Source organism: Marinomonas piezotolerans (genome assembly GCF_003362755.1).
Lineage (GTDB): Bacteria > Pseudomonadota > Gammaproteobacteria > Pseudomonadales > Marinomonadaceae > Marinomonas > Marinomonas piezotolerans.
This window is the reverse complement of the sequence record NZ_QKRA01000006.1, coordinates 37,826-60,335: the sequence shown is the minus strand read 5'-3', so window position 1 is coordinate 60,335 and position 22,510 is coordinate 37,826. Positions and strand designations below refer to the sequence as shown.

Annotated in this window: 28 protein-coding genes; 21 read left to right on the top strand and 7 right to left on the bottom strand. The window is 45.1% G+C overall.

What is annotated here, in order from left to right; translation table 11 throughout:
• Positions 1 to 17: 17 nt before the first annotated feature.
• The 7 genes from DN730_RS12890 to DN730_RS12860 all read left to right on the top strand — a co-directional run bounded on the left by DN730_RS12890 (position 18) and on the right by DN730_RS12860 (position 5,397).
• On the top strand, positions 18 to 1,085 hold the full coding sequence (locus DN730_RS12890; RefSeq protein ID WP_115468556.1) for a protein-glutamate methylesterase/protein-glutamine glutaminase: 1,068 nt from the start codon (positions 18 to 20) through the stop codon (positions 1,083 to 1,085).
• The gene (locus tag DN730_RS12885; RefSeq protein ID WP_115468555.1) at positions 1,085 to 1,828 is read left to right on the top strand and encodes a flagellar motor protein; all 744 of its coding nucleotides are present in this window, start codon (positions 1,085 to 1,087) and stop codon (positions 1,826 to 1,828) included. The genes DN730_RS12890 and DN730_RS12885 overlap by 1 nt, the downstream gene beginning before the upstream one ends.
• Positions 1,815 to 2,654 carry an OmpA family protein gene (locus DN730_RS12880; protein ID WP_115468554.1) on the top strand — a complete coding sequence of 280 codons (840 nt, stop codon included), beginning with the start codon at positions 1,815 to 1,817 and terminating at the stop codon, positions 2,652 to 2,654. Before DN730_RS12885 ends, DN730_RS12880 begins: the two co-directional genes overlap by 14 nt.
• A gap of 67 nt (positions 2,655 to 2,721) precedes the next feature.
• Complete coding sequence (locus DN730_RS12875) at positions 2,722 to 3,495, top strand: ParA family protein (protein WP_115468553.1); 774 nt, start codon at positions 2,722 to 2,724, stop codon at positions 3,493 to 3,495.
• Positions 3,496 to 3,500: 5 nt separating this feature from the next.
• Positions 3,501 to 4,442, top strand: coding sequence for a chemotaxis protein CheW (locus DN730_RS12870; protein WP_115468552.1), 942 nt, complete (start codon positions 3,501 to 3,503; stop codon positions 4,440 to 4,442).
• A gap of 21 nt (positions 4,443 to 4,463) precedes the next feature.
• Positions 4,464 to 4,955: a chemotaxis protein CheW gene (locus tag DN730_RS12865; RefSeq protein ID WP_115468551.1), complete on the top strand. Its 492-nt coding sequence runs from the start codon at positions 4,464 to 4,466 to the stop codon at positions 4,953 to 4,955.
• 25 nt (positions 4,956 to 4,980) lie between these two features.
• Entirely contained in the window at positions 4,981 to 5,397 is a 417-nt protein-coding gene (locus DN730_RS12860; protein ID WP_115468550.1) for a DUF2802 domain-containing protein, read from the top strand.
• A gap of 8 nt (positions 5,398 to 5,405) precedes the next feature.
• On the opposite strand, the gene DN730_RS12855 is transcribed toward DN730_RS12860, so the two are convergent.
• Both DN730_RS12855 and fliK read right to left on the bottom strand, forming a co-directional pair.
• Positions 5,406 to 5,663, bottom strand: a complete 258-nt coding sequence (locus tag DN730_RS12855) for an EscU/YscU/HrcU family type III secretion system export apparatus switch protein (RefSeq protein ID WP_115468549.1) — start codon at positions 5,661 to 5,663, stop codon at positions 5,406 to 5,408.
• Positions 5,663 to 7,201 carry a flagellar hook-length control protein FliK gene (gene fliK, locus DN730_RS12850; protein ID WP_115468548.1) on the bottom strand — a complete coding sequence of 513 codons (1,539 nt, stop codon included), beginning with the start codon at positions 7,199 to 7,201 and terminating at the stop codon, positions 5,663 to 5,665. Before fliK ends, DN730_RS12855 begins: the two co-directional genes overlap by 1 nt.
• 112 nt (positions 7,202 to 7,313) lie before the next feature.
• On the opposite strand from fliK, the gene ccmA reads away from it, so the two are divergent.
• From ccmA to DN730_RS12790, 12 genes are all read left to right on the top strand, one after another.
• Positions 7,314 to 7,922 carry a cytochrome c biogenesis heme-transporting ATPase CcmA gene (ccmA, locus tag DN730_RS12845; protein ID WP_115468547.1) on the top strand — a complete coding sequence of 203 codons (609 nt, stop codon included), beginning with the start codon at positions 7,314 to 7,316 and terminating at the stop codon, positions 7,920 to 7,922.
• Entirely contained in the window at positions 7,919 to 8,581 is a 663-nt protein-coding gene (ccmB, locus tag DN730_RS12840) for a heme exporter protein CcmB (protein ID WP_115468546.1), read from the top strand. The genes ccmA and ccmB overlap by 4 nt, the downstream gene beginning before the upstream one ends.
• Positions 8,581 to 9,327, top strand: coding sequence for a heme ABC transporter permease (locus tag DN730_RS12835; RefSeq protein WP_115468545.1), 747 nt, complete (start codon positions 8,581 to 8,583; stop codon positions 9,325 to 9,327). The genes ccmB and DN730_RS12835 overlap by 1 nt, the downstream gene beginning before the upstream one ends.
• The gene (gene ccmD / locus DN730_RS12830) at positions 9,317 to 9,493 is read left to right on the top strand and encodes a heme exporter protein CcmD (protein ID WP_115468544.1); all 177 of its coding nucleotides are present in this window, start codon (positions 9,317 to 9,319) and stop codon (positions 9,491 to 9,493) included. The genes DN730_RS12835 and ccmD overlap by 11 nt, the downstream gene beginning before the upstream one ends.
• On the top strand, positions 9,494 to 9,925 hold the full coding sequence (ccmE, locus tag DN730_RS12825) for a cytochrome c maturation protein CcmE (RefSeq protein ID WP_115468543.1): 432 nt from the start codon (positions 9,494 to 9,496) through the stop codon (positions 9,923 to 9,925).
• A 14-nt stretch (positions 9,926 to 9,939) separates the two neighbouring features.
• The gene (locus DN730_RS12820; protein ID WP_115468712.1) at positions 9,940 to 11,877 is read left to right on the top strand and encodes a heme lyase CcmF/NrfE family subunit; all 1,938 of its coding nucleotides are present in this window, start codon (positions 9,940 to 9,942) and stop codon (positions 11,875 to 11,877) included.
• Between the two features lies 1 nt (position 11,878).
• Entirely contained in the window at positions 11,879 to 12,391 is a 513-nt protein-coding gene (locus DN730_RS12815) for a DsbE family thiol:disulfide interchange protein (protein ID WP_115468542.1), read from the top strand.
• The gene (locus DN730_RS12810; protein ID WP_245957965.1) at positions 12,388 to 12,801 is read left to right on the top strand and encodes a cytochrome c-type biogenesis protein; all 414 of its coding nucleotides are present in this window, start codon (positions 12,388 to 12,390) and stop codon (positions 12,799 to 12,801) included. Before DN730_RS12815 ends, DN730_RS12810 begins: the two co-directional genes overlap by 4 nt.
• On the top strand, positions 12,798 to 13,973 hold the full coding sequence (locus tag DN730_RS12805; protein ID WP_115468541.1) for a tetratricopeptide repeat protein: 1,176 nt from the start codon (positions 12,798 to 12,800) through the stop codon (positions 13,971 to 13,973). The genes DN730_RS12810 and DN730_RS12805 overlap by 4 nt, the downstream gene beginning before the upstream one ends.
• A gap of 77 nt (positions 13,974 to 14,050) precedes the next feature.
• The gene (gene zipA / locus DN730_RS12800; RefSeq protein WP_245957964.1) at positions 14,051 to 15,061 is read left to right on the top strand and encodes a cell division protein ZipA; all 1,011 of its coding nucleotides are present in this window, start codon (positions 14,051 to 14,053) and stop codon (positions 15,059 to 15,061) included.
• Between the two features lie 82 nt (positions 15,062 to 15,143).
• Positions 15,144 to 17,174, top strand: coding sequence for an NAD-dependent DNA ligase LigA (ligA, locus tag DN730_RS12795; RefSeq protein ID WP_115468539.1), 2,031 nt, complete (start codon positions 15,144 to 15,146; stop codon positions 17,172 to 17,174).
• Positions 17,175 to 17,176: 2 nt separating this feature from the next.
• Positions 17,177 to 17,407, top strand: coding sequence for a YheU family protein (locus tag DN730_RS12790; protein WP_115468538.1), 231 nt, complete (start codon positions 17,177 to 17,179; stop codon positions 17,405 to 17,407).
• Between the two features lie 60 nt (positions 17,408 to 17,467).
• Here DN730_RS12790 and cysE read toward each other — a convergent pair whose 3' ends face one another.
• Positions 17,468 to 18,274: a serine O-acetyltransferase gene (gene cysE / locus DN730_RS12785; protein ID WP_115468537.1), complete on the bottom strand. Its 807-nt coding sequence runs from the start codon at positions 18,272 to 18,274 to the stop codon at positions 17,468 to 17,470.
• 116 nt (positions 18,275 to 18,390) lie between these two features.
• On the opposite strand from cysE, the gene DN730_RS12780 reads away from it, so the two are divergent.
• The gene (locus tag DN730_RS12780; RefSeq protein ID WP_115468536.1) at positions 18,391 to 18,723 is read left to right on the top strand and encodes a hypothetical protein; all 333 of its coding nucleotides are present in this window, start codon (positions 18,391 to 18,393) and stop codon (positions 18,721 to 18,723) included.
• A gap of 31 nt (positions 18,724 to 18,754) precedes the next feature.
• On the opposite strand, the gene mnmC is transcribed toward DN730_RS12780, so the two are convergent.
• Positions 18,755 to 20,707 carry a bifunctional tRNA (5-methylaminomethyl-2-thiouridine)(34)-methyltransferase MnmC2/FAD-dependent 5-carboxymethylaminomethyl-2-thiouridine(34) oxidoreductase MnmC1 gene (gene mnmC, locus DN730_RS12775; protein WP_115468535.1) on the bottom strand — a complete coding sequence of 651 codons (1,953 nt, stop codon included), beginning with the start codon at positions 20,705 to 20,707 and terminating at the stop codon, positions 18,755 to 18,757.
• Positions 20,697 to 21,248 (bottom strand): peptidylprolyl isomerase, encoded by a 552-nt coding sequence (locus tag DN730_RS12770; protein WP_115468534.1) that lies wholly within the window; start codon positions 21,246 to 21,248, stop codon positions 20,697 to 20,699. Before DN730_RS12770 ends, mnmC begins: the two co-directional genes overlap by 11 nt.
• Positions 21,249 to 21,333: 85 nt before the next feature.
• Between DN730_RS12770 and DN730_RS12765 the strand changes: the two genes are divergently transcribed.
• Positions 21,334 to 21,627: an Rdx family protein gene (locus tag DN730_RS12765; protein ID WP_115468533.1), complete on the top strand. Its 294-nt coding sequence runs from the start codon at positions 21,334 to 21,336 to the stop codon at positions 21,625 to 21,627.
• A 28-nt stretch (positions 21,628 to 21,655) separates the two neighbouring features.
• Here the strand turns inward: DN730_RS12765 and DN730_RS12760 are convergent, their stop codons facing one another.
• Together DN730_RS12760 and DN730_RS12755 are read right to left on the bottom strand one after the other, a co-directional pair.
• A complete protein-coding gene (locus tag DN730_RS12760; RefSeq protein WP_115468532.1) occupies positions 21,656 to 21,952 on the bottom strand; it encodes a YciI family protein in 297 nt (98 codons plus the stop codon).
• A gap of 3 nt (positions 21,953 to 21,955) precedes the next feature.
• On the bottom strand, positions 21,956 to 22,492 hold the full coding sequence (locus DN730_RS12755; protein WP_115468531.1) for a septation protein A: 537 nt from the start codon (positions 22,490 to 22,492) through the stop codon (positions 21,956 to 21,958).
• Between the last annotated feature and the right edge of the window lie 18 nt (positions 22,493 to 22,510).

The following is a 22,510-nucleotide window of genomic DNA, read 5'->3' as shown; positions in this document are numbered from 1 at the left end:
TTAATAGGAGTTGTATTATGCCAGTGAAGGTGCTGGTAGTTGATGATTCAGGTTTTTTTCGTCGTCGACTCGTAGAGATTTTTAGCGCTGACCCACGCCTTCAGGTAGTAGGAACAGCTAATAATGGGCAAGAAGCAGTAGACAAGGTTCAATCACTTTCTCCCGATGTGGTGACGATGGATTATGAGATGCCAGTATTAGACGGTATCTCAGCTGTTGCTAATATTATGAAACTCAAACCGACACCTGTTTTGATGTTTTCATCGCTTACTCATGAAGGTGCTAGGGTGACTTTGGATGCCCTGGAAGCAGGTGCTGTCGATTTTATGCCAAAGAATTTCGAGGACATATCTCGAGATTCAGCGGTGGTGAAACATACTCTCGTAGATCGAGTGTTGACCGTAGCAAGAACCCGAGTTGGTGGCCAGATTAAAGCTGCGCCAGTGGCGAAACGGCGAGAAGCTCCTAAACCTATTGTAACGGATCGAGGTGTTATCATTCCTCGAGCTCGGAAGAAGGTCAGTTTAGTCGCAATAGGGACTTCCACTGGTGGGGGGCCAATGGCGCTGCAAGCGGTATTGACAAAGCTGCCTAAAGGTTTTCCTGCTCCATTGGTACTTGTTCAGCATATGCCCGCGGCATTTACACATGCTTTTGCCGAACGACTTAATAACATATGCCAGATTACTGTCAAAGAGGCGGTAGACGGAGATAAGCTTCAACCTGGGGTGGCTTTGCTGGCGCCAGGTGGTAAACAAATGATGGTTGATCCTCGAAATGGAGGCTGCGTTAGAATTTTAGAGGGTGACGAGCGCTTGAATTATAAGCCCTCTGTTGATGTGACATTCGGTTCAGCGTCTAAGTGTTACCCAGGCAAAGTGCTATCTATCATTATGACTGGGATGGGCGCAGACGGTCGAGAAGGTACCAGAATGCTCAAGGCGTCAGGGTCGAAAGTATGGGTTCAAAGTGAAGATTCTTGTGTCATATATGGTATGCCTCAGGCAGTTGAAAAAGCTGGTTTGGCGGATGATGTTCTTCACTTAGATCACATTGGCGAGCGTATAGTCAAAGAGGTCTGCTAGTGGATCTCTTGACGCTAGGTGGATTAATTGTCGCTTTTTGCTCGGTATTTCTGGCTAATTGGCTAGGTGGCGGCGAAGTTGTACTGTTATTGAATTTACCATCAGCCATTATTGTTATTGTAGGCAGTCTTGGAGCAGCACTCGTTCAGAGTAGTGTTAGTGAGGCTCTTGCAGCGTTGAAATTACTGCGCTGGTCACTATTTCCCCCATCTTTTGATCTGGAAGGTAGTCGCCAGACGATTAATCGTCTGGCATTGAAGGCACGCAGGCTTTCAATAATTGCATTAGAAGATGATATCAAGGCCCTCAATCACGGGTTCGCAACGCGAGCTCTGCAGATGGCCGTAGATGGGACTGATCCAGAACTGCTTGCAGATCGGCTACATGATGAAGCAAGTCGCATTCGCGACCGTAGAGCGTCCTGTGTTAGCTTTTTAGAATCTATAGGAGGATACGCGCCTACGCTGGGTATTATGGGGTCAGTTTTGGGTCTCATTCAAGCTATGGCTAACCTCGATAGCCCTGAAGCACTTGGGCATGGCATCGCGGTTGCGTTTGTGTCGACCTTGTATGGGCAAGGCTTTGCTAATCTTGTTGTGTTTCCTATATGCCGAAAACTGTATCGTTATGTTGATCAAGAGTTACTGAGCAATCAAATGTTCATTGACGGGATACACGGTATTGCAACAGGTAAACACCCTCAGCGCCTTGATTTGGAATTAGGCGGTTATGAGCAGCTCTGATGCTCAGTCAAAGCGCCGGAATCGTCGTCTATCGGCGACCAGAAGTGCTCCCGATCGGTCTTTGAACAAAGATCGATGGATACTTTCCTATGCAGACTTTATTACACTCTTGTTTGCATTTTTTGTTGCGCTTTATTCTATTTCTCTTAAGAAAAGTGGTGATGAGCAAGTCTTATCTGAGACACTTAATGGCGTGTTTGATGCTGTTCAAAAATCAATTAAACCCATAAATATTGGCGACCCTACCGCAGGCCAACCTGAAAGTGAGCAAATCTTAGAAGTAGCTCCCAGTGCTGCCGATCCTCAAACGTCAGAAAGCGAACAAACTGATGAAAGCGATTCGAGTGCTCTCTATCAATCCTTAAGTGATTCGATTAGTTCACAATTTCCTCAGCTTCAAACATCGGGACAGGTTTCTATAACAGAAGATGCGCGCTGGGTGACGCTGGATATGAAAGCAGGGCTGATATTTAGTCAGGGAAGCTATGAGCTGACTAATGAAGCAGTCGCATTGCTGATTGTTGTTTCTAGTATTTTGCAGGTTTACCCAGCACCTATTTTGGTACTTGGGAATACAGATGATTTACCCACTAATTCTAGGACGGTTCCGACGAACTGGCACCTGTCTAGCTTACGAGCTGCGTCTGTTGTTGATGAACTGGTATACAGAGGGATTGACCCCAAGCTTTTAGCGCCATTGGGTTTTGGAAGTGAAAATCCTAAAGTCCGTAATAGCAATGATTTCGCGCGAGCACAAAATCGCCGAGTGACGCTGAAAATAAGTAAGGAGAAGCAAGCAAACATACATGATTACTTGTTTAATTGATGAATTAATGTATATGATTGCTTCCATAATCTACGTAAATATATTGCATATAATCTAAGGGGTCGGTGTGCACATTTGGGCGGTGGCAAATCAAAAGGGCGGCGTCGGTAAAACGACCACAGTAGTGAGTTTATCAGGACTCCTTGCGGATGCTGGCCATAAAGTATTAATGATTGACCTTGACCCACATGGATCGTTAACCAGCTATTTTCGTTTTGATCCTGATGCAATTGAACACAGCGCTTACGATTTATTTCAGGTAAGCGGAAAGATGCCTGAATCGCTACCTCGATCTTTGATTCTTGAAACGGGCCACCCAAACCTTTCTATGATGCCTTCTTCAACGGCACTCGCGACGCTTGAGCGCCATGCGCAAGCTCAGGGAGGTATGGGATTAGTCATATCTAAGACACTTGCAATCCTATGGGATGATTATGACTACGTATTAATCGATAGCCCACCTGTGTTAGGAGTTTTGATGATTAATGCATTAGCAGCATGTCAGCAGCTTGTTATTCCTGTTCAGACAGAGTTTCTTGCAATCAAAGGGCTGGAGCGAATGATTCGAACATTGACAATGATAAATAGGGCACGTAAGCGCCCGATACCCTATACCATCGTTCCTACGTTGTTTGATAGACGAACCCAAGCCTCTAATAAAAGTTTGCGTAGTTTGAAAGATTTGTATGACGATGCGGTTTGGCATTCTGTTATTCCTGTCGACACTAAGTTGCGTGATGCAAGTACAGCCGGTGTAGCGCCATCCGCGTTAGATCCAAATGCTCGTGGCGTCAAAGCGTATACCAGTTTGATGGATACTTTGCTTAATCCATCGGGTTAACAGCTATGAAAGAGACTAAGACAAAAGAGATACTAGACGGTACACCTCAACAAGCTTTACAACGTTATCTTGATGATTTGCTTCAAGAGTCTACAGTATCAGCGTTGGTTGACAGTGAACTAATTGAGGATCAGGTCGAAGGGGAGAACACTTCTCCAGAGTTGGTTCAAGTTAAGGACAGTGCTGAAGAGTTATCGCCCGATGAGTTTACTTCATTGGATGCCTCGTTTGCTGATTTTGAAGATGCGATCCAGTCGTTGCAAGAAAGTGACGATGAAGCGTCTGCAGAAAAGACCGAAGAAGTTCAAGATTGGTCTGTTGAGCATCGCGCGGAACAAGAGCATAGTCTTATAGAGCCAGAGCCAGAGCCAGAGCCAGAGCCAGAGCCAGAGCCAGAGCCAGAGCCAGAGCCAGAGCCAGAGCCAGAGCCAGAGCCAGAGCCAGAGCCACAAGTATATACGCCAAAGACTGAACCGTTGCCGTGGGCAAAAAGCCGCTTTGAGTGTTTGTTGTTTTATGTGGGAGCGCTAAAAATAGCCGTTCCTCTAGTTGAGCTTGGTGGTATTTTTCAAGTAGATCAAGAGAAGCTGACAGAAATTTTTGGTCAACCGAAATGGTTCATGGGGGTTGCCAACGTAGGGGACCATAACATTCGTACGGTTGATACAGCACGATGGGTTATGCCCAATCATTATGAAGGCGAGTTGAAAGAACACTTTAAGTTTGTGATTCAATTGGATCGATCAGATTGGGGATTAGCATGTGAACGGGTTGCGGAAGCGATCTCTTTGGAGCCCAATCAAGTTAAATGGCGTTCAGATCGCAGTCGTCGCCCATGGCTTGCGGGTACGGTAATTGATCATATGTGTGCCATATTAGATGTACAGGGTTTTATTGAGTTGCTTGAAGACCCTGAAAATGGTTTCCGTAAGCATGTACAAGGTTAGGTTTGATTTTTGGAGGTCGTGATGACTACTAGTCGAGCATTAAAAGAAGTAAAAGAAACTGAAGATCCAGTATTACAGTGGGTCACGTTCCGTCTAGAAAACGAAATCTATGGCGTAAATGTAATGCAGGTAAAGGAAGTGCTGCGTTACTCTGAGATTGCTCCCGTGCCCGGTGCCCCTTCGTTTGTATTAGGTATCATTCACTTGCGCGGCACTGTTGTAACCGTGATAGATACTTGCCAGAAGTTTGATCTTTCTTCAGGTGAGGTGACTGATTCGACGCGAATTATGATCCTTGAAGTGGGTGGGCACATTATCGGTATCTTAGTAGACGCTGTTTCAGAAGTTGTCTATTTGAGACAATCAGAGATCGAAATATCACCGAATGTCGGCAATGACGAAGCGTCTAAATTCATTCAGGGTGTATGCCATAAAAATGATACTTTGTTGATTTTGGTAGATTTAGATAAAATGCTTTCCGAAGATGAGTGGAGCGAAATAGGCTCGCTCTAAATGACTTAAGGCCAGAAGGCGTTTCATGGAATCTCAGTGGGTATTTAACTTGTTGTTAGTGCTACAATTTATTTTGATTGTATCACTAGCTGTGTGGGTGTTTCGTCTTTCGCGCAAAGTGAAGGGGATACAACGTGCAGCAAAAGATGCTGATCTTCATCAGAAGAAGCAAATACAAGTGCTCGCTTCAGGATCGATAGGTATGGGGCGTCGTTTGGTGGCCATTGAGAAGCGCCTTAATATGGCTGTTGAGCGCCAATCTGAGTTGATATCTAAAGAAGGTAGTAGTGTGTCTTATAACCGGGCGATGGAATTACTCGAAATGGGGGCTACGGTTGACGATTTGGTGTCCAAATGCGGTTTGATAAGGGCGGAAGCGGAACTGATTAGCTTGCTCAAGAAAGAGTCACGTCGTAACCCTAATTCAAGCCAGCCCTATTGATGACATTACTACAGAGTAGTTTTATCTTTTAGTGAATGAGAGAACGCTATAATTTCCGCGACAGCTAAATAAAGCGTTTCAGGTATTTCATCTCCTATTTCTAATGTAGATAAAACTTCGACTAGCTCAGGACTTTGATGTAGCAAAACATTGTTTTCTTCTGCAACTTGCATAATGCGCTCAGCTAAGAACCCCGTCCCTTTGGCGGTTACCTTCGGTGCACTTTGGAAATCATACTGCAGCGCAATAGCTTTTTTCTGCTTCATTAGGTTCTCACATCAATTAATCGTTGTGGTTGATCTGCCACATCCCGTTTTGTGCTTTCATTAAACTTAGTTATAAAACATTCAAGCGTTTCAATTTCTACATTCTTTTGTCGTAGATTATCTTTTAGTTCTTGTAAGTTTGCTTTGATTTGTTGTTCGGTTTCCGGTGCTTCGACGGCGAAGATAATTCCGACTTTTTGACCTTGAACACTCATCCGAGCTTCAAATCGCCCAGTTTCCTCAAATTCGAATTTCAGCTGAACGAGCCAGCGACGCTCATGCTTCTGGGCGTCGTTCTCATGTTCCGGTCCATCTTTATCGATGCGTATATTGACCATCGATGTGCCGCGTTGATCTTTAATGGGCAGGGCTATATTAAGTGGTAATGTTTGTCCGTCTTGTTGAGCAGTTTCAACAATATTGCGAAGTTGGTTGGTGGTAATGTGTTCTACCGCTCCGGCCACCATGTTTAGTGCTTGTTGTTGGGCGGCTGGCAGTGTGGGCTGCACGAAGCTCTTTGCTTCGTTTGCAGCCCCATCAAGTCGTGTTAGGTTGAGCTTGACATCCTTCGCTAGTAAGTTGCTGTTGGCGAGATTGCTTTCACTAAATAGCCCCGATGTTTGGATGGCTTGTTTCAGTGCTTCAGGAGACTGAGTAAGTGTCTGTAAATTGGGGAGTTGCCTTACTAGCTGATCCAATGCAGCCGACACCTTTTCGGGAAGTACTGCGCCACTTTGCTGTAATGCGGATAGCTGGCGTAGCATGCCAGTAAATTCTTGGCTTGAAATCTGCTTGGGCAAGGACTGTTTTAATGCATCTGTGATAACTGCTTCACGGGTTTGAGCGGGGGCGGAAGGGTACAGTTGTAACTGTCCTTTACGGTCGACCATAACTTGAACCGATTCACCAAGTTTCAAAGGATGCTTGGTGTTTAAGATAAATGAGTTTTGGCCGTCGCTCACTGTGGCTGAGAACGACTCTCGTGCTGCCGGTGCAGTTGGTAATGAATGCGACTGCTGCGGTGTAGAAATAACGGTTAGTGTGATTGGGCGACTAGCAATAGCGACTTCCGCAGAAAACTTGGCTTGCTGTTGTGGTGACGCTTGGGGCCCTGTTTGAGCTGTGTTAGGTGGCTGAGGTGAATTGGATTGATATACGTTCGCTGAACTACGGGGAATAGGTGACTGAGTGGGAGTCACACCTGATGAGGTAAGTTGACTTTGAGGTGACGACTGAACTGTCAATGTGGCTCTATTCCCTTCAATTACCAAACTCCCTTTATCACCAGCTTTGAAGCTAGAAGAGGGCGTAGAGTTGAGCAGAGTAAGTTGTTTGTCACTTTGCGTAATACCAATTAATTGGGTCGGCTGTTGACCAGATTGACTGTTTTTAACCGACGTAATTTGAATCGGATGGATTCCTTCGATCAACTTCAGCTCGCTGCTAAGTTTTGACAGAGTGCCAATCGAGGACGTTGTAGAGCTCGCTAAAGGGGTTCTGCCTTGGTTAGAAATTAGCGAATTAATGTCCGTGATCATGCTTTCACCACCCTTTCGTTCTGAAAAGCTAGAAATATATCTTATAATAGCCACCAATATAGAGGATCGCTCTTCCCCTCGTTAACGGCCAATATGGGTAATACTTTCGCACATGTCAGTCAACTTACAGATAAATAATTTTTGGATTGAGCGCAATGAGCGTCAATTATGCCGCGATTTATCATTTTCTGTGAGTGATGGTGAGCTGGTTCGTATAGCTGGAGACAATGGTGCGGGAAAAAGCTCATTGATTAAAGCCATTCTGGGGTGGATACCGATTGAGGAGGGTTTGATTAGGTTAAACGGTGAAGACATTACGCATAATCGAGATTTGCTGTTGTTTGATCAAATATACCTTGGGCACACTCCAGGTATTAAGAGCATTTTAAGCGTTAATGAAAATCTTCGAATGTATTGCCCAAATGCAAGTGAGGTAGCCTTGAACGAGGCTTTGCAGCAAGTCAACTTAGAGCTTTTTGACGACACGCCTGCGGCGCAGCTTTCTGCAGGTCAAAAGCGTCGTGTTGCGTTGGCGCGTTTGTGGTTAACAAAGAAGCGGATCTGGTTCTTAGATGAACCTTTTACTGCCCTAGATGCTCATGGTGTAGCCGCTTTGGAGGCTAAAATACAATCACAACTGGAATCTGGTGGAGCGGTTGTTATTACAACGCATCAGCCTTTATATCACTTGTCCCCTAAAACGGTCGAGCTGACACCATGAACTATCGCTCATTTCTAAAGTCAGAGTGGCTAACATTAGTTCGTCGAAAGCAAGATACCATCAATGCGTTATTGTTTTTTGTCATGGTCATTCTCCTGTTTCCTCTAGGAGTAGACCCGTCGAAAGCGTTTTTAGAGCCTGCATCAGGAGGCATAGTGTGGTGTGCCGTCGCGCTATCAATTCTGATGGCCGTTGAGAGTATGTATAAAGAAGATTTTAACGACGGTTCTTTAGAGCAGTGGTTGACTAGCGGGTTGTCGTTACCTTATTTGGTATTTTTGAAGGTTTTTGTCCAGTGGTTAGTCGTCATCGTGCCATTGCTTCTTGTTTTACCTCTGTTGGCAAACATGCTGTTTTTTCCGATTGAGCAGCTGATGGTTATGATATCAACGCTATTATTAGGGACTCCTGCGCTCTTTTTTATAGGGGCAATTGGTTCCGCTTTGACGGTTTCTCTACGCCGAGGAGCTGTGCTTATGCTGCTACTTATTTTGCCTCTGTATATTCCAGTGATTATTTTTGCAACGGGTGCTATCCGCGCTGCGCAATCTGGTATGTCATACAGCGGACAGTTAGCTATTTTGGCAGCCATTTCTCTGACAGCATTGGTTTTGTCACCATTAATGGCCGCTCTTTCAATTAAAGCGAGTATGAATTAATGAAGTGGACTTGGTTTCATCGATTGGGCTCACCGAAATGGTTTTACCAATGGGCTGAGCGTTGGCGTGGAAAGTGTCTCGGTCTTGGTATTGTATTGTTAGTACTAGGCTTTGTCTGGGGGTTGGCTTTCGCTCCAGCGGACTACCAACAAGGTAATAGCTTTCGCATAATCTACCTTCATGTCCCTGCCGCAATATTGGCCCAAAGCTGTTATTTAGGGATGGGAATCGCAGGATTCGTTGCGTTGGTATGGCAAATGAAACTAGCGCCAGTGTTCATAAAGGCTGTCGCACCTGTTGGTGCTGCAATGGCATTGATTGCACTAGTCTCTGGCGCCATTTGGGGAAAACCAACTTGGGGAACTTGGTGGGTATGGGATGCGCGGTTGACGTCAGTGTTAGTTTTGTTTTTGCTCTATATGGGCGTGATAGCGATTCAAAATGCGATTGAAGATCGAGTATTTGCTGATAAGGCCGTTGCGGTGGTCAGCTTATTGGGATTAATTAACCTGCCCATTATCAAGTACTCGGTAGAGTGGTGGAATACGTTACATCAACCTGCAACCTTCAAGCTTACGGAAAAGCCTGCGATGCCAGTAGAAATGTGGCTTCCACTGCTTATTTGTGCGTTAGGTTCATACCTGTTTGTTGCGGGCATTGCGATGTGGCGCATGCAAACGGAAGTACTTAATCGAGAGCGAAAATCTAGTTGGGTAAAGGAAAAGGTAGTTGACTATGGCATTTGAGAATATAGCGGAATTCTTAGCGATGGGTGATCACGGAGTATATGTTTGGTCTTCTTACTCAATTGGTGTGGCGGTTTTTAGCGCTTTGATCATTAGCTCCTTTTTATCTCACAAGCGCTTGATGCAACAATTAAAAAAACGCTATCAAAGGGAGCTCAGTCGCTAAATGCACCCGGTCCGTAAGAAACGTATGATTGCAGTCGGTATCATACTTTTAGTATCTGCCGCAGTCGTGAGTCTGATTATGTACGCGCTATCGCAAAACATTAATTTATTTTATTCCCCGACGCAGATAGCACAAGGTGAGGCGCCGAGTAATGTCGCGATCAGAGCGGGAGGTATGGTTGTAGAAAATAGTGTTCGACGAGACCCGAAAAGCCTTGGCGTCGTGTTCACAGTCACTGATTATGCTCATCAGCTAACCATTGAGTATGAAGGTATTTTGCCAGACCTATTTCGTGAAGGCCAAGGGATTGTGGCGCAAGGGAGGTTGAATGAATATGGTGTGCTGGTGGCCAGTGAAGTTCTCGCCAAGCATGATGAAGAGTATATGCCTCCAGAAGTTCAAGAGGCGTTAAACAAGTCAAAAGCTCAATAAGGTTGTAGGACATGATTTTTCCCGAAATTGGGCATTTTGCACTGATATTGGCGATGATGTTTGCCGTTGCTCTGGCAACATTACCAATGGTCGGCTTTTATACTCGCAATAGGGTGTTATTAACGAGTGCAAAGCCGTTAACCTATGTCATGACGCTACTGATATGGCTGAGTTTTTTTGTACTGGCTGTCGCATTTGCGACCGATGATTTTTCTGTTTTATATGTGAGTCAGCACTCTAATAGCCTGTTGCCGATTTGGTTCAAAGTCAGTGCGCTTTGGGGGGGGCATGAGGGCTCTCTCTTGTTATGGATCGCAATTTTATCGGCTTGGGCGGCGGCCGTCGCCTATCGTAGTGATTCGCTTCCTAACGCTACGGGCCCTGTCGTGCTCGCTGTGCTGGGCATTATTGCTACCGGCTTTCTATTATTTATTCTGTTCACTTCGTCCCCATTTATACGATTGCTACCGGATCATCCAATAGATGGCGCAGACCTCAACCCGCTACTCCAGGATGTTGGACTCATTATTCATCCACCTATGTTGTATATGGGATATGTGGGCTTCTCTGTCGCGTTTGCATTTGCTATTGCAGCCCTTATCACAGGGAATCTGAATGCTTCGTGGGCTCGCTGGGCGCGCCCTTGGACGAATGTGTCTTGGGCATTTTTGACGCTTGGAATCACATTAGGAAGCTGGTGGGCCTACTATGAACTTGGTTGGGGCGGTTGGTGGTTTTGGGATCCAGTGGAGAATGCATCATTAATGCCTTGGCTCGCTGGTACGGCATTGATCCACTCTCTTGCAGTGACAGAAAAGCGAGGTGTTTTTAAAAGCTGGACCGTATTGTTAGCGATCTTTACCTTTAGTTTATCGTTGTTAGGGACCTTTTTAGTACGCTCTGGCGTTTTAACCTCGGTGCATGCTTTTGCCGCAGATCCGACTCGAGGTGTTTTTATTCTAGCGCTACTCGTTATTATCATTGGTGGCTCATTGTTGCTTTATGCAGTTCGTGCATCACAGGTTAGGTCTGTTGTGAGCTTTGGCGCAACCGGTCGAGAAGCTTGGTTACTTATTAATAATATTTTACTCACAATTTTGACTCTGACTGTTCTACTTGGGACTCTTTATCCTTTGGTATTTGATGCGTTTTCATTAGGAAAAATATCGGTCGGTGCACCGTATTTCAACGCTGTTTTTGGACCGATATCGCTCCTACTGATTGTATTCATGGGCATAGCACCTTTGTCTAAATGGCATAGTACTAAAGGAAAATGGTTGGTTCATATAGCAATCATGCCTGCAATTCTCGCTATTGCATTTTCGGCGTTGGTGTTTACGTTTCATGTATTTGATTGGTATTTGTGGCTTAGCTTTTCTATCGCATTGTGGTTGGTTTTCATGGTGGCGCGCGATTGGTTTGATAAGGTGTCGGCGGCACGCCAGTCCATTTGGTTAAGAGCAAAAAAATTGCCGCGTCAGTACTACGGCATGCTGCTGGCCCATTTTGGGGTAGCAGTGACGTTGGTTGGGGTTATTTTCGTCAGTATGAACAGTACAGAAACCATTGTGCGTATGGCCCCCGGGGACAAGGTTGTGGTTGGTAACTACGCATTTGAATTACAAGGCTCGATACGAATCCAAGGCCCTAATTATGTCGCCGAGCAAGCAATCATAAATGTATACGATGGGGATAAACGGGTTGCTCAGATGAAACCAGAAAAGCGCCTTTATAAAGCGCGGCAGCAAATGATGACTGAGGCTGCATTAAGCCCAGGTTTCACCCGTGATCTATATATTTCGTTAGGGGAGAAGTTAAGCCAAGAGGCTTGGAGTGTAAGAATCTACATAAAATCGTTTGTGCGCTGGATTTGGCTTGGTGGGCTTTTGATGATGGCAGGTGGCCTGTTGGCCGCGTTTGATAAGCGATATCGACGTAAAGCAGGAGTTTAAATTGAGAAAATTGTTATTTGGTTTACCTCTTATGGCCTTCATTGCACTGGGTATCGTGTTCTATCAGCAATTAGGGAAAGACACGGAATACATGCCATCAGCACTAATAGGTAAACAAGTCCCTGATTTTCAATTGATAGATTTATCTAGCAATACAGTTACGACCAACGAGGCACTGCCTGATACCCCTTATCTTATGAATTTTTGGGCGACTTGGTGCCCTTCTTGTAGCGCGGAGCACGCCTATTTAGGAGAGTTAGCTGAGCAGGGCGTGAATATAGTCGGCATAGATTATAAGGATGAAACAGAGGCTGCCAAAAAATGGCTAGCTGAGCGCGGTAATCCCTATTCAATGGTTTTAACGGATGAAATGGGGCACTTTGGTGTCGACATGGGGATTACCGGAGCACCAGAAACGTTCGTAATTTCTGGTGACGGAGTGGTTTTGTATCGCCATCAAGGTGTCGTTAACGCCGAAGTATGGAAGACCTTGAAAGGATATATGCAGCGATGAGATATCTGCATTGGCTGGTATTGATGATTGGGGTTGTGGTTAGTCTTGGAACAACCGCAAATGAGATTCGAGAGTTTGAATCACCTACTTTAGAGCAGCGTTATTATGCCTTAATAGAAGAGCTTCGTTGCCCAAAGTGCCAAAATCAAAATCTGGAGGATTCCAATGCCGGTATAGCGGTCGATCTACGTGGGCAGGTATATGAGATGATCATTGCAGGGCAGACCGATCAACAAATTATCGATTATATGGTCGCTCGTTACGGTGAATTCGTTTTATATCGCCCCGCTCATAAGCAGAGTACATTACTACTTTGGTACGGCCCGTTCGCCCTTTTATTTATAGGCGCAGGTATTTTTGTATTGATTATGATGCGTAATCGTCGGACGGCGAAGGAGTTAGACGGATGATTATTGCTTGGTTGCTAATGGCGGCGGTAACGGTTTTGAGTGTTTGGTATGTCATGCATTATCTAGTTCGCTCTGCTAATGCTACTACGAGCTCTCCAACAATTGATTTCCAAGCGATACGCCGACAAGAGGTGATTGAAGAGAGGGAAGTCGGTCGGTTGACATCTGAAGAGTCTGACCAGCTATTGAAAGATGCTCGTTCAGAGTCTGAGTCTATATGTTTTCATCGTCATGTAAATTTTAATAATGACATTAAAGTAGCTAGGGTTGCGTTGTCTGCAATGATAGCGGTGGTGATTGTTGGTGCCGTTGCATTGTATCAAAAGCTTGGTTTTTCAGAAGAGACCCTGTTTACACAAAAGATGTTAGACCAGTCCGCGAGTGAACAAGATGTTGCCGATTTTTTGGCGTATAGGGTACGACGTTATGATAGGGCTGAAGATTGGTTTTATCAGGCAAATAATCAAGTCTTGGCGCAGGAATATGACGCCGCAGTATCGTCATATAGAGCAACCCTTGCTCGCATGGAAGGCGACACAGATGAAAGAGGAGAAGTCCTAGTTGAGCTAGCTCAGGCATTATTCTATGCAAACAATAACAAAGTTTCCGAGGGCATGGCTCAGGTTGTAGCGCAAGCATTAGGGGTTGATCCGAATAATCCTAAAGCGCTTGGACTGCAAGGAATGATTGAATTTAGTAGCCAACATTACGAAAGCGCTATCTTGGTGTGGCAAAACGCAATCAAGCAGGGTGCGGATCGTCGACAGCGTGGCGATTTATTGTCAGGTATTGAGGTTGCACGTAAGCAAGGAGGAATCACAGAGCAAATGATTCCCCCTGTCGTAACACACAAGTTAATATTGCAGCTTAATTTGGATGCTCGACTGTTAACGAGTGATGATGTGTTTTTGGTGTATGCTCAACGTAAAGGAACATCTTTACCTATTTCAATTCAGCAGGTGTCAGCGACACAAGCCCAATTACCAATAGTTCTTACTAATTTGGATAATCTTATGTCTGACGAGACGCTTGCAGATGTGGATGAGGTCAATGTGGTGGTTAAACGCTCGTCGATGCGCTCAAATGATCTTACACAAGGTCAAGTTGTAGGCCAATTGTCGTCCATACCGAGTAATAGTGAGAAGATTTTTCGAGTCAATGTCGCCTTATAATTGAAACCAAGTGCGCTTCGACTGATAATACAATCAAATTTATTGATCTATAGCGGATTTTTGTAATGGAGTTTAGCTTGCGTGAGTGGCTAATTTTAATTGGGGTGATCATCATCGCTGGTATTTTAGTGGATGGTTACCGTCGATATCGTAAATCTCAGAGCGTCGATTCGTACGTAGATGAAGAAGATGATTATCGTGACCCAGAGGAATTGGCAAAAGAGGCGACTTTACGCCGAGAATTACCAAATGGCGGCGCACGGCCCATTGGTTATTCTGGAGAGTCGAATGACCCAGTAATGAATGCCTTTGAAAACGCTCGTAAAACAGCGCGAGGCCCCTTGACGGATGTCCCTCATAAAGTAGATTCCGGCCCCAAACTTGATCGTAATGATCAATTTGAAATGGATGAGCTGGCTTCGTTAGTTCCCGAGCGGTTTAACGATGATTTGAATTCCAATGTCGATGCAGAGCAAGATTACAGCGATGTGCTGTACGACGGCTACGATGGTGCTTACGATGAGCTAGATGTAGGTCGAGACGAAGATGAATCTTTGTCTGAAAGTTATGAGCGTGATTATAGCAGCGTCGATCTTGACCAGTCCGATGCCCATACTTCGATCGAAGAAGACGAGTCAGACGAAGAAGCTGAGATTGAAGAAGTGATTGTGATTAATGTATTTGCTCCAGAAGGATCCTCTTTTGCAGGTATGGAGCTATTGCAATTGGTGCTCAACTGCGGAATGCGTTATGGTGAGATGGATATATTTCATCGCCATGAAGAAGGTTTTGACAAAGGAAAAATTCAGTTTTCTATGGCAAATGCTATGGAGCCTGGTACGTTTGACCTAGATACGATGGGCGAGCAAAACTGTCCTGGGGTGAGCTTTTTCATGGGATTACCAGGGCCAAAGAATAGTATGAAAGCCTTTGACTTTATGTTGGAAACTGCTCAAGCCTTGGTACGAAATTTAGGTGGAGAGTTACGTGATGAGCGCCGTTCGCCCATGAGTGATCAAACTATCGCTCACTGCCGTCAGCGGATCAAAGATTTTGAGCGGCGTCAGCTAACTAAAAATAAACGTTAGGTGCGTCAGGCATAAACGCAATTTTTCTGAAAGGCCCCGTCGGGGCCTTTAGTATTTATACGAACCTATTTCCGAGACTTTTATGAGTGATACACGAGCCGATTCTTTTGATGACATGATGGCCTTGATTCAAACACTTAACGACTACAGTTATGCCTATCATGTTAAAGATGAGCCATTGGTGCCTGATGCCGAGTATGATCGTTGTTATAGAGAGTTACAAACGATAGAACAACAGCACCCAGATTGGGTTCAATCAGACTCCCCTACACAACGCGTTGGTGAGAAGCCTGATAACGGGTTTACCACGGTCGAGCATACTGTGGCGATGTTGTCATTGGACAATGCCTTTGATGACGCCAGTATGAAGGACTTTGATGAGCGGTTGCGTAAACTCAGCGGTCAAACTGAAATTGTGTATTGCTGCGAACCGAAATTAGATGGTTTAGCGATTAGTTTACGTTATGAGAATGGCCGCTTAGTGCGAGGCGTTACACGTGGAGATGGTCTATCAGGGGAAGATATCACGTCCAATATCAAAACAATTTATTCTGTCCCGCTAAAACTACGCACCGACAATCCACCTCCCGTTTTAGAGGTGCGTGGTGAAATTTACATGCCGAAAGAAGGCTTTGAAAAGCTCAATGAAGCGGCGGCTCAAAAAGGCGAAAAGACATTTGTAAACCCGCGTAATGCGGCTGCAGGAAGTTTGCGTCAGCTTGATCCAAAAATCACAGCGTCGCGTCCACTAGTATTGTGCGCATACAGCATTGGTTACGTTGAAGGGTGGCAGCAGCCTGAGAGTCATTATGATGGCTTGATGCAGCTGGCTGAGTGGGGCTTCAAAACCAATAATCTGATGGCGCGTGTGACGGGAGTTGAAGGGTGTCTAGAGTATTATTCCCGTCTCTCTGAGCAACGGGCCTCGTTAAGTTATGACATAGATGGGATTGTTTATAAAGTTGATAGTATTGCGCAGCAGAAGCAGCTAGGCTTTGTTGCCCGAGCTCCCCGTTGGGCGATAGCGCGAAAATTCCCGGCGCAGGAAGAGGTATCCCAAATACTAGGGGTAGATTTTCAAGTAGGCCGCACTGGTGCGATCACGCCTGTGGCGCGTCTCAAGCCAACGTTTGTTGGTGGGGTAACGGTCTCTAATGCCACATTGCATAATCAAGATGAGATAGAGCGCTTAGGCGTAAAAATACATGATTGGGTCGTGATTCGACGTGCTGGCGACGTAATTCCTCAGGTGGTTCAGGTACTAGAAGACCGCCGTACTGAGGAAGCTCAAGAGGTGGTATTCCCAACTCATTGCCCTGTTTGTGAGTCTGACGTCGAACGTGTTGAAGGCGAAGCTGTTCAACGCTGTACCGGCGGCCTTGTCTGCGGCGCGCAATTAAAAGAGAGCCTCAAACATTTTGTTTCCCGTAAAGCGTTGGATATTGACGGGCTAGGAGACAAGTTGATAGAGCAGTTGGTTGACGCTGAGCTGGTTAAAACGCCAGTAGACATTTTTCTATTGAAGAACAAACCTGCACGATTGCTGACCATGGAGCGTATGGGAGACAAATCCGTAGAAAAGTTGTTGAATGCGATTGAAGAAGCGAAGAATACGCAGTTTAACCGCTTTATATATTCTTTAGGTATCCGAGAGGTGGGCGAAGCAACGGCTCGTTCTTTGACTCAGTATTTTGGTGATATTGAAGCCTTGATGAGTGCGACGCAAGAAGAGCTGATAGAGGTTGAAGACATTGGTCCGATCGTAGCTCAGCATATTCGTCTTTTCTTTGATCAAGAAGAAAACGTGGCGATTGTCAGAGGTCTGTTGGAGCATGGAATACACTGGCAATCAAAAAAAGCAGCGTCTGAGCAACCGTTAGAAGGTAAGACGTTTGTTGTGACGGGAACATTGTCGCAATACTCTAGAGACGAAGTTAAAGATCTACTGATCCAACTAGGGGCTAAGGTGAGCGGCTCGGTATCTGCCAAAACTCACTGTTTAATTGCAGGAGAAAAAGCAGGTTCAAAGCTTACTAAAGCGCAAAATCTAGGTGTTGATATTATGGATGAGTCCGCTTTGCATGACATGCTAACTGAATATGGAGTGGTATAGGTTTGGATACCCTGATCCCGCACGATACGCTCGACCCAGAAACGCTTGAGAACGTCCTAAACGACATTGTTACTCGAGATGGCACAGACTATGGTGAGTATGACTTGTCTTTGGAGCAAAAGCGGCTTCAGGCATTGAAGTCGCTTCATTCAGGTGAGGCGGTTCTTGTATTTGATACAGAAAGTGAGACGATTCAATTAATCTCTAAACAATCTATTCAACAGCGATACTAAGGGCATGTGCCTTCTAATGAGGACTTCTAACGTAAGTCGTCCTCATTTGGCAAACTTGGCCTAATCTCGAACACAGCCTTTAATGGTATGATCCATTTCCCTAGAAGGTTCCAGCTCAGTGTTGCGTCCGACAACTTTCGCTGGAACGCCAGCAACGGTTGTATGAGATGCGACGGGATCAAGGACAACACTACCGGCGCCGATTTTCGCTCCTTCGCCAACTTCAATGTTACCAAGAATCTTTGCACCAGCACCGATAAGTACACCAGAACGGATTTTTGGATGTCGATCTCCAGTTTCCTTACCTGTACCGCCTAATGTAACCGATTGAAGGATGGATACGTTATCTTCGATCACACATGTCTCACCGACTACTAAACCGGTGGCGTGGTCAAGCATGATGCCACAACCAATGCGCGCTGCAGGATGTATGTCGACACTGAATGTCATAGACATCTGGCCTTGAAGATACATGGCTAAGCTTTTTCGATTTTGCTTCCAAAGCCAATTAGCAACGCGGTACGTTTGCAAGGCGTGGAAACCTTTGAAAAATAGCAGTGGTGTTGTGAAGCAGTCAACGGCCGCATCACGTTCTTTAATTGAAATAATGTCTTGAGCCATACAATCAACAATTTTTGACTCTGGATCTTCCATCGCTTCTTGAAACACTTCCCGTAACACCATGGCGGGAATCGATATGCTGTCTAACTTACTGGCCAGCAAAAAGCTTAAAGCAGAGCTTAAAGAGTCATGCCTAAGTATGGTGGTATTAAAATAACTTGCTAAAATGGGTTCATCTTGTGCTAGCTTTTCAGCTTCGGCTTGTAATGATGGCCACAAGTTGTCAGATGTCACGTCAGCTTGCATTGTCTTACTCAAGGTCAAATTACCTACATTTTTTCGTGGCTAGAGTCTGGTTATGGGGTTAGCATCTATCAATACAAGGGTGAATGTAAACACAATGCCCACTTTATGGAGACACTATGAGTCAAAAAACTGTATCTGATGCGTTACATGTATTTTACGAACTTAACAGCGCTTTGTCTGACGCATATTGGGAAACAAATGATATAAATAGCAAGGATTGGTTTTTCGCCATGAAAACTATGCTTCAGGATGAGCTAGATGAGTTACATAAATTAAGTATTCAAGATCATATTTACCCCTATGAACCCATCAATCCAGGTGTAGTGCAGTTAAGCGATAAACTTCGATCTTTACACCCAGGTATGTCTGATATCGTATATCGCCCAACTACTTATCAGCGCTTAGACGAGCTGATTCCACGTGCTTGTGATTTATTTGACATTGCGTAATAGCTGTTAAATTAGATTTATGGGGGAATGTTTATGCTTCCCCTTTCTTCAGTTGCCGTATCGTAAATCGATTAGGGTGTAGAGCTTCGGTAGCGCTAATTTCGATAGGGCAGGGCTCTTTCAGTATTAGGCTACTTAAGTAGCTAGCACATAGGGGCGCACTGACTAGCCCTCTAGAGCCATGTCCAATATTTATATAGAGCCCATCTACTAGTTGCGCTGCCTGTTTGCTTTGCCATTTCGCATTGGTTCTAAGTGTCGCAAACTGCTCTAACAAGGTTTTTGTTTCCGAGACAGGACCAACAATCGGAGTATAGTCTGAGACGGTGCAGCGTAAAGCGGCACGCCCTCTCAGCTGCGAAGTTTGTATTTTTGAGGTATCCAAAGGGAGCAGTGCCGACAACTTATCTAAGTTTACTTGGTGACTTTCGTTAATAATCTCCAGCGATGTGTCATGCAGATCGTAAGTTGCGCCAAAATTGAGTTGGTTGTCCAGCGCTGGCGATACGTAACCATCGCCGCACAAGACTTGAGTTAATTCTTGCACCAAAGATTGATCGCTTTTGGACAGCGTTTGGATATCTAACTGCGACACTTGCCCGCGAATGGCTTTGGTTGGTAGTCGCAACCATGGATTAAGCAGGTGGTGTTGGTTAGCTGTGCATATTACCAGATGGGAGCATTGGTAAGACTTTTTCCCCGAGAAAACCTCAAAGCCTTGCGGCGAAGTCTCTATCGCTTCCAGTTTTCGATTCAGGTGAACAGTGATATTTGGGTGAGACAATAGTGCTTCAACCACAGCTTTAGGCCGAACCCATCCAGACAACGGTAAATGAAGGGACTCGCTTTGGGCCTGAATCACACTATCCGGATAGAGTTCAGACTCCAGCACCTTATTAAACTTTGATTTTTCGCTGTCATTCTTTGCAATTTGTTTTAAGCCGCAGGCCGTCCATAATGGTTTGGAATCATAGTTTGAGCTTAATTGACTATAGAATCTATGGGCATATAGGTAACTGCTTAAATACAGACGGTTCACAGGCGTATCTGTTGCCCCGAGCTTTGGGTAAAGCATGCCTTGTTCATTCCCAGAGGCGCCGCAAGCAATAACTTCCCCCTGTTCCCAGACCGTCACCTGCACGCCTTTTTGTGCCAAAGTATAGGCGGTCGTAGCGCCCGCAAGACCTGAGCCAATAATGATAATACGGTCAACAGACTGATTAGAGCGGATGGTGCTCCATGAACCTTGATGGTCTTCGTTCAATCCATTACATGCGTATTGGCCAACCATCATTTCTCGTTTATGCCCAAACCCTTTCACCTTAGTGACGGCGAAACCATGGGCTTGAAGCCCCCGTCTCACTATTCCAGCGGCGGTAAACGTGGCAAATGTTGTATCACGATTACTTAGACGTTGAATGTGTTGAAATAGTAAGTCACTCCACATCTCCGGATTTTTGCTTGGGGCAAACCCGTCCAAAAACCAAGCGTCTACTCGCGCGTCAAGGGCTTTAAACCCGTCATGAGCGTCTCCAAACCATAATGTTAAGGTCGTCCGAAACTCGGGGAGTTCTATCCTGTGAAATCCGTGACATCGAGTTGGGTAGTGGGTTATCAGCGCTTTCGCGAGCGATGCCAAACTAGGCCATAAGGCAAGGGATTGGGTGAGCTTTTCTTTTGAAATTGGGTACTTTTCGACCGAAATAAAGTGTAGCCAGCCTTCTTTGGGTGCTTTTTTTAGGAACAATTCAAGGGCGCACAGAAAGTTTAATCCCGTCCCAAAGCCTGTCTCGGCTATTGTGAAATTGCGAGTTCTAAGATTCTCGAAGCGATCTGGGAGTTGATTGTGGTCTAAGAACACATAGCGTGTTTCGTCTAAACCAGCGTCTTTATCGAAATAAACATCATCAAAGGCGCTGGATCGGGGGACGCCATCATCCCCAAAATCCAATGCTGGTTCATCAAGTCTATAACTAGTTAACACGGCTGATGCTCTCAATGATTACCGGCGTTACGGGGACATTTTGGTACGGACCTACGTTTCTTGTAGGGGTAGCGCCTATCTTGTCGACTACATCCATGCCAGCTGTAACTTTACCAAATACCGTATATCCGGCAGAGCCACGTGCGCCATGATTAAGAAATGCATTATCTACTTGGTTTATAAAAAACTGAGAGGTCGCGCTGTTCGGGTCTTGCGTGCGGGCCATTGCTATCGTACCTCGATCATTATATAGCCCATTATTGCCTTCGTAGGCGATTGCGTGATGGGTTTGCTTTCGATCTAAATCCGCTTTAAAACCACCGCCTTGGATCATAAATCCTTGGATCACACGATGAAAAATAACATCGTTGTAAAAGCCTTCATCTACATAACTTAAAAAGTTATCGACTGTTTTAGGCGCGGCCTCTTCATTTAGGTCGACTCGAATAGTTCCTAAAGTGGTTTTGATGTCTACTTCCGTAGCGAAGCTTGGCATACTGAGTGTTGCAAGTAGCATGCTTACGATGAAACTTTTTTTCATGAAGGTTTTCCTTATTGTAAAAGCGCCCATAATATTAGGGGGTTAAGTTGTGTTCGCCAAGGCGTAATTTTAAGAGAGTATACGAATGAGAACAGCGATCGTTGAGATAGAGTATTGTACCTTGTGTCGCTGGATGTTGCGGGCGGCGTGGCTTTCGCAAGAGTTGCTAACCACCTTTGATGATGACATCCAAAGCGTTACCTTGATTCCGACTCAGGGGGGGATTTTCAAGGTTCGAGTGAATGGCGAAGAAATATGGTGCCGTAAAACTCAAGGTGGTTTTCCCGAAGCTAAAGTCTTAAAGCAGCGTATGCGGGATGTTATCGACCCTGAACGTAATCTTGGGCATTCTGATGTGAAACAAAAAAGCGAGCTATAGCTCGCTTTTTTGTTTGCCCAATCGGACTCTAAAAAACTTGTTTGAACGGTTTTACACTGACACTAGCGTACACGCCTGCCGCAACATAAGGATCGGAGTCAGCCCACTGTTGAGCATCATCTAACGAATCGAAGTTTGCGACGACAATACTACCAGTAAACCCCGCTTCGCCTGGGTCGTTAGAATCTATCGCAGGATTAGGTCCTGCCAATAATAATCGTCCTTGGTCTCTCAGATCTTGAAGTCTTTTCAAATGGTCAGGACGTGCAGCTAAGCGTTGCGACAAGCTGTTTTCAATGTCCACGCCCACAATAGAGTAAAGCATAGGCTATTCCTTGTTTTGTATATGCGATGATAAATAGATGCCTTGTAAGATAATAAATACAATGGTCATTCCGAGCAGCCCAAAGAGTTTAAAGTCTACCCAAATATCTTCACTAAAGTTGAAGGCAACATATAAATTGACGGCTCCCGACAAAATGAAAAAGCCAACCCAAGCCAAGTTAAGCGTGCGCCAGACTTTATGGGGTAGCTGTATTTTATCGCCCATCATACGTTCAATGATATTGCGGTTGCCAATAAATTGACTGCCAAAAAAGGCGATGGCAAATAACCAGTTTACGATGGTCGGCTTCCATTTAATGAAGTCACCATCGCCCATCAGAACCGTTGCACCGCCTAACAGTATGATCAGCGCTAAAGATATGATGTGCATTTTCTCAATTTGGCGATGTTTCCACCACGTATATGACACTTGCAGAATGGATGCAGGGATAAGCACAGCCGTCGCAAGAATGATGTCACCAGTGGATTTATATACCAAGAAAAATACAAGAATGGGTAAAAAGTCGAATAATAATTTCATAGTCAAACCAGTTTCTGT

Coding starts and splice junctions, on each gene's coding strand:
- DN730_RS12890 (WP_115468556.1), top strand. CDS start 18: ATGCCAGTGAAGGTGCTGGTAGTTGATGATTCAGGTTTTTTTCGTCGT.
- DN730_RS12880 (WP_115468554.1), top strand. CDS start 1,815: ATGAGCAGCTCTGATGCTCAGTCAAAGCGCCGGAATCGTCGTCTATCG.
- DN730_RS12870 (WP_115468552.1), top strand. CDS start 3,501: ATGAAAGAGACTAAGACAAAAGAGATACTAGACGGTACACCTCAACAA.
- DN730_RS12865 (WP_115468551.1), top strand. CDS start 4,464: ATGACTACTAGTCGAGCATTAAAAGAAGTAAAAGAAACTGAAGATCCA.
- DN730_RS12860 (WP_115468550.1), top strand. CDS start 4,981: ATGGAATCTCAGTGGGTATTTAACTTGTTGTTAGTGCTACAATTTATT.
- DN730_RS12855 (WP_115468549.1), bottom strand. CDS start 5,663: ATGAAGCAGAAAAAAGCTATTGCGCTGCAGTATGATTTCCAAAGTGCA.
- fliK (WP_115468548.1), bottom strand. CDS start 7,201: ATGATCACGGACATTAATTCGCTAATTTCTAACCAAGGCAGAACCCCT.
- ccmA (WP_115468547.1), top strand. CDS start 7,314: ATGTCAGTCAACTTACAGATAAATAATTTTTGGATTGAGCGCAATGAG.
- ccmB (WP_115468546.1), top strand. CDS start 7,919: ATGAACTATCGCTCATTTCTAAAGTCAGAGTGGCTAACATTAGTTCGT.
- DN730_RS12835 (WP_115468545.1), top strand. CDS start 8,581: ATGAAGTGGACTTGGTTTCATCGATTGGGCTCACCGAAATGGTTTTAC.
- ccmD (WP_115468544.1), top strand. CDS start 9,317: ATGGCATTTGAGAATATAGCGGAATTCTTAGCGATGGGTGATCACGGA.
- ccmE (WP_115468543.1), top strand. CDS start 9,494: ATGCACCCGGTCCGTAAGAAACGTATGATTGCAGTCGGTATCATACTT.
- DN730_RS12810 (WP_245957965.1), top strand. CDS start 12,388: ATGAGATATCTGCATTGGCTGGTATTGATGATTGGGGTTGTGGTTAGT.
- DN730_RS12805 (WP_115468541.1), top strand. CDS start 12,798: ATGATTATTGCTTGGTTGCTAATGGCGGCGGTAACGGTTTTGAGTGTT.
- ligA (WP_115468539.1), top strand. CDS start 15,144: ATGAGTGATACACGAGCCGATTCTTTTGATGACATGATGGCCTTGATT.
- cysE (WP_115468537.1), bottom strand. CDS start 18,274: ATGCAAGCTGACGTGACATCTGACAACTTGTGGCCATCATTACAAGCC.
- DN730_RS12780 (WP_115468536.1), top strand. CDS start 18,391: ATGAGTCAAAAAACTGTATCTGATGCGTTACATGTATTTTACGAACTT.
- DN730_RS12770 (WP_115468534.1), bottom strand. CDS start 21,248: ATGAAAAAAAGTTTCATCGTAAGCATGCTACTTGCAACACTCAGTATG.
- DN730_RS12765 (WP_115468533.1), top strand. CDS start 21,334: ATGAGAACAGCGATCGTTGAGATAGAGTATTGTACCTTGTGTCGCTGG.
- DN730_RS12760 (WP_115468532.1), bottom strand. CDS start 21,952: ATGCTTTACTCTATTGTGGGCGTGGACATTGAAAACAGCTTGTCGCAA.
- DN730_RS12755 (WP_115468531.1), bottom strand. CDS start 22,492: ATGAAATTATTATTCGACTTTTTACCCATTCTTGTATTTTTCTTGGTA.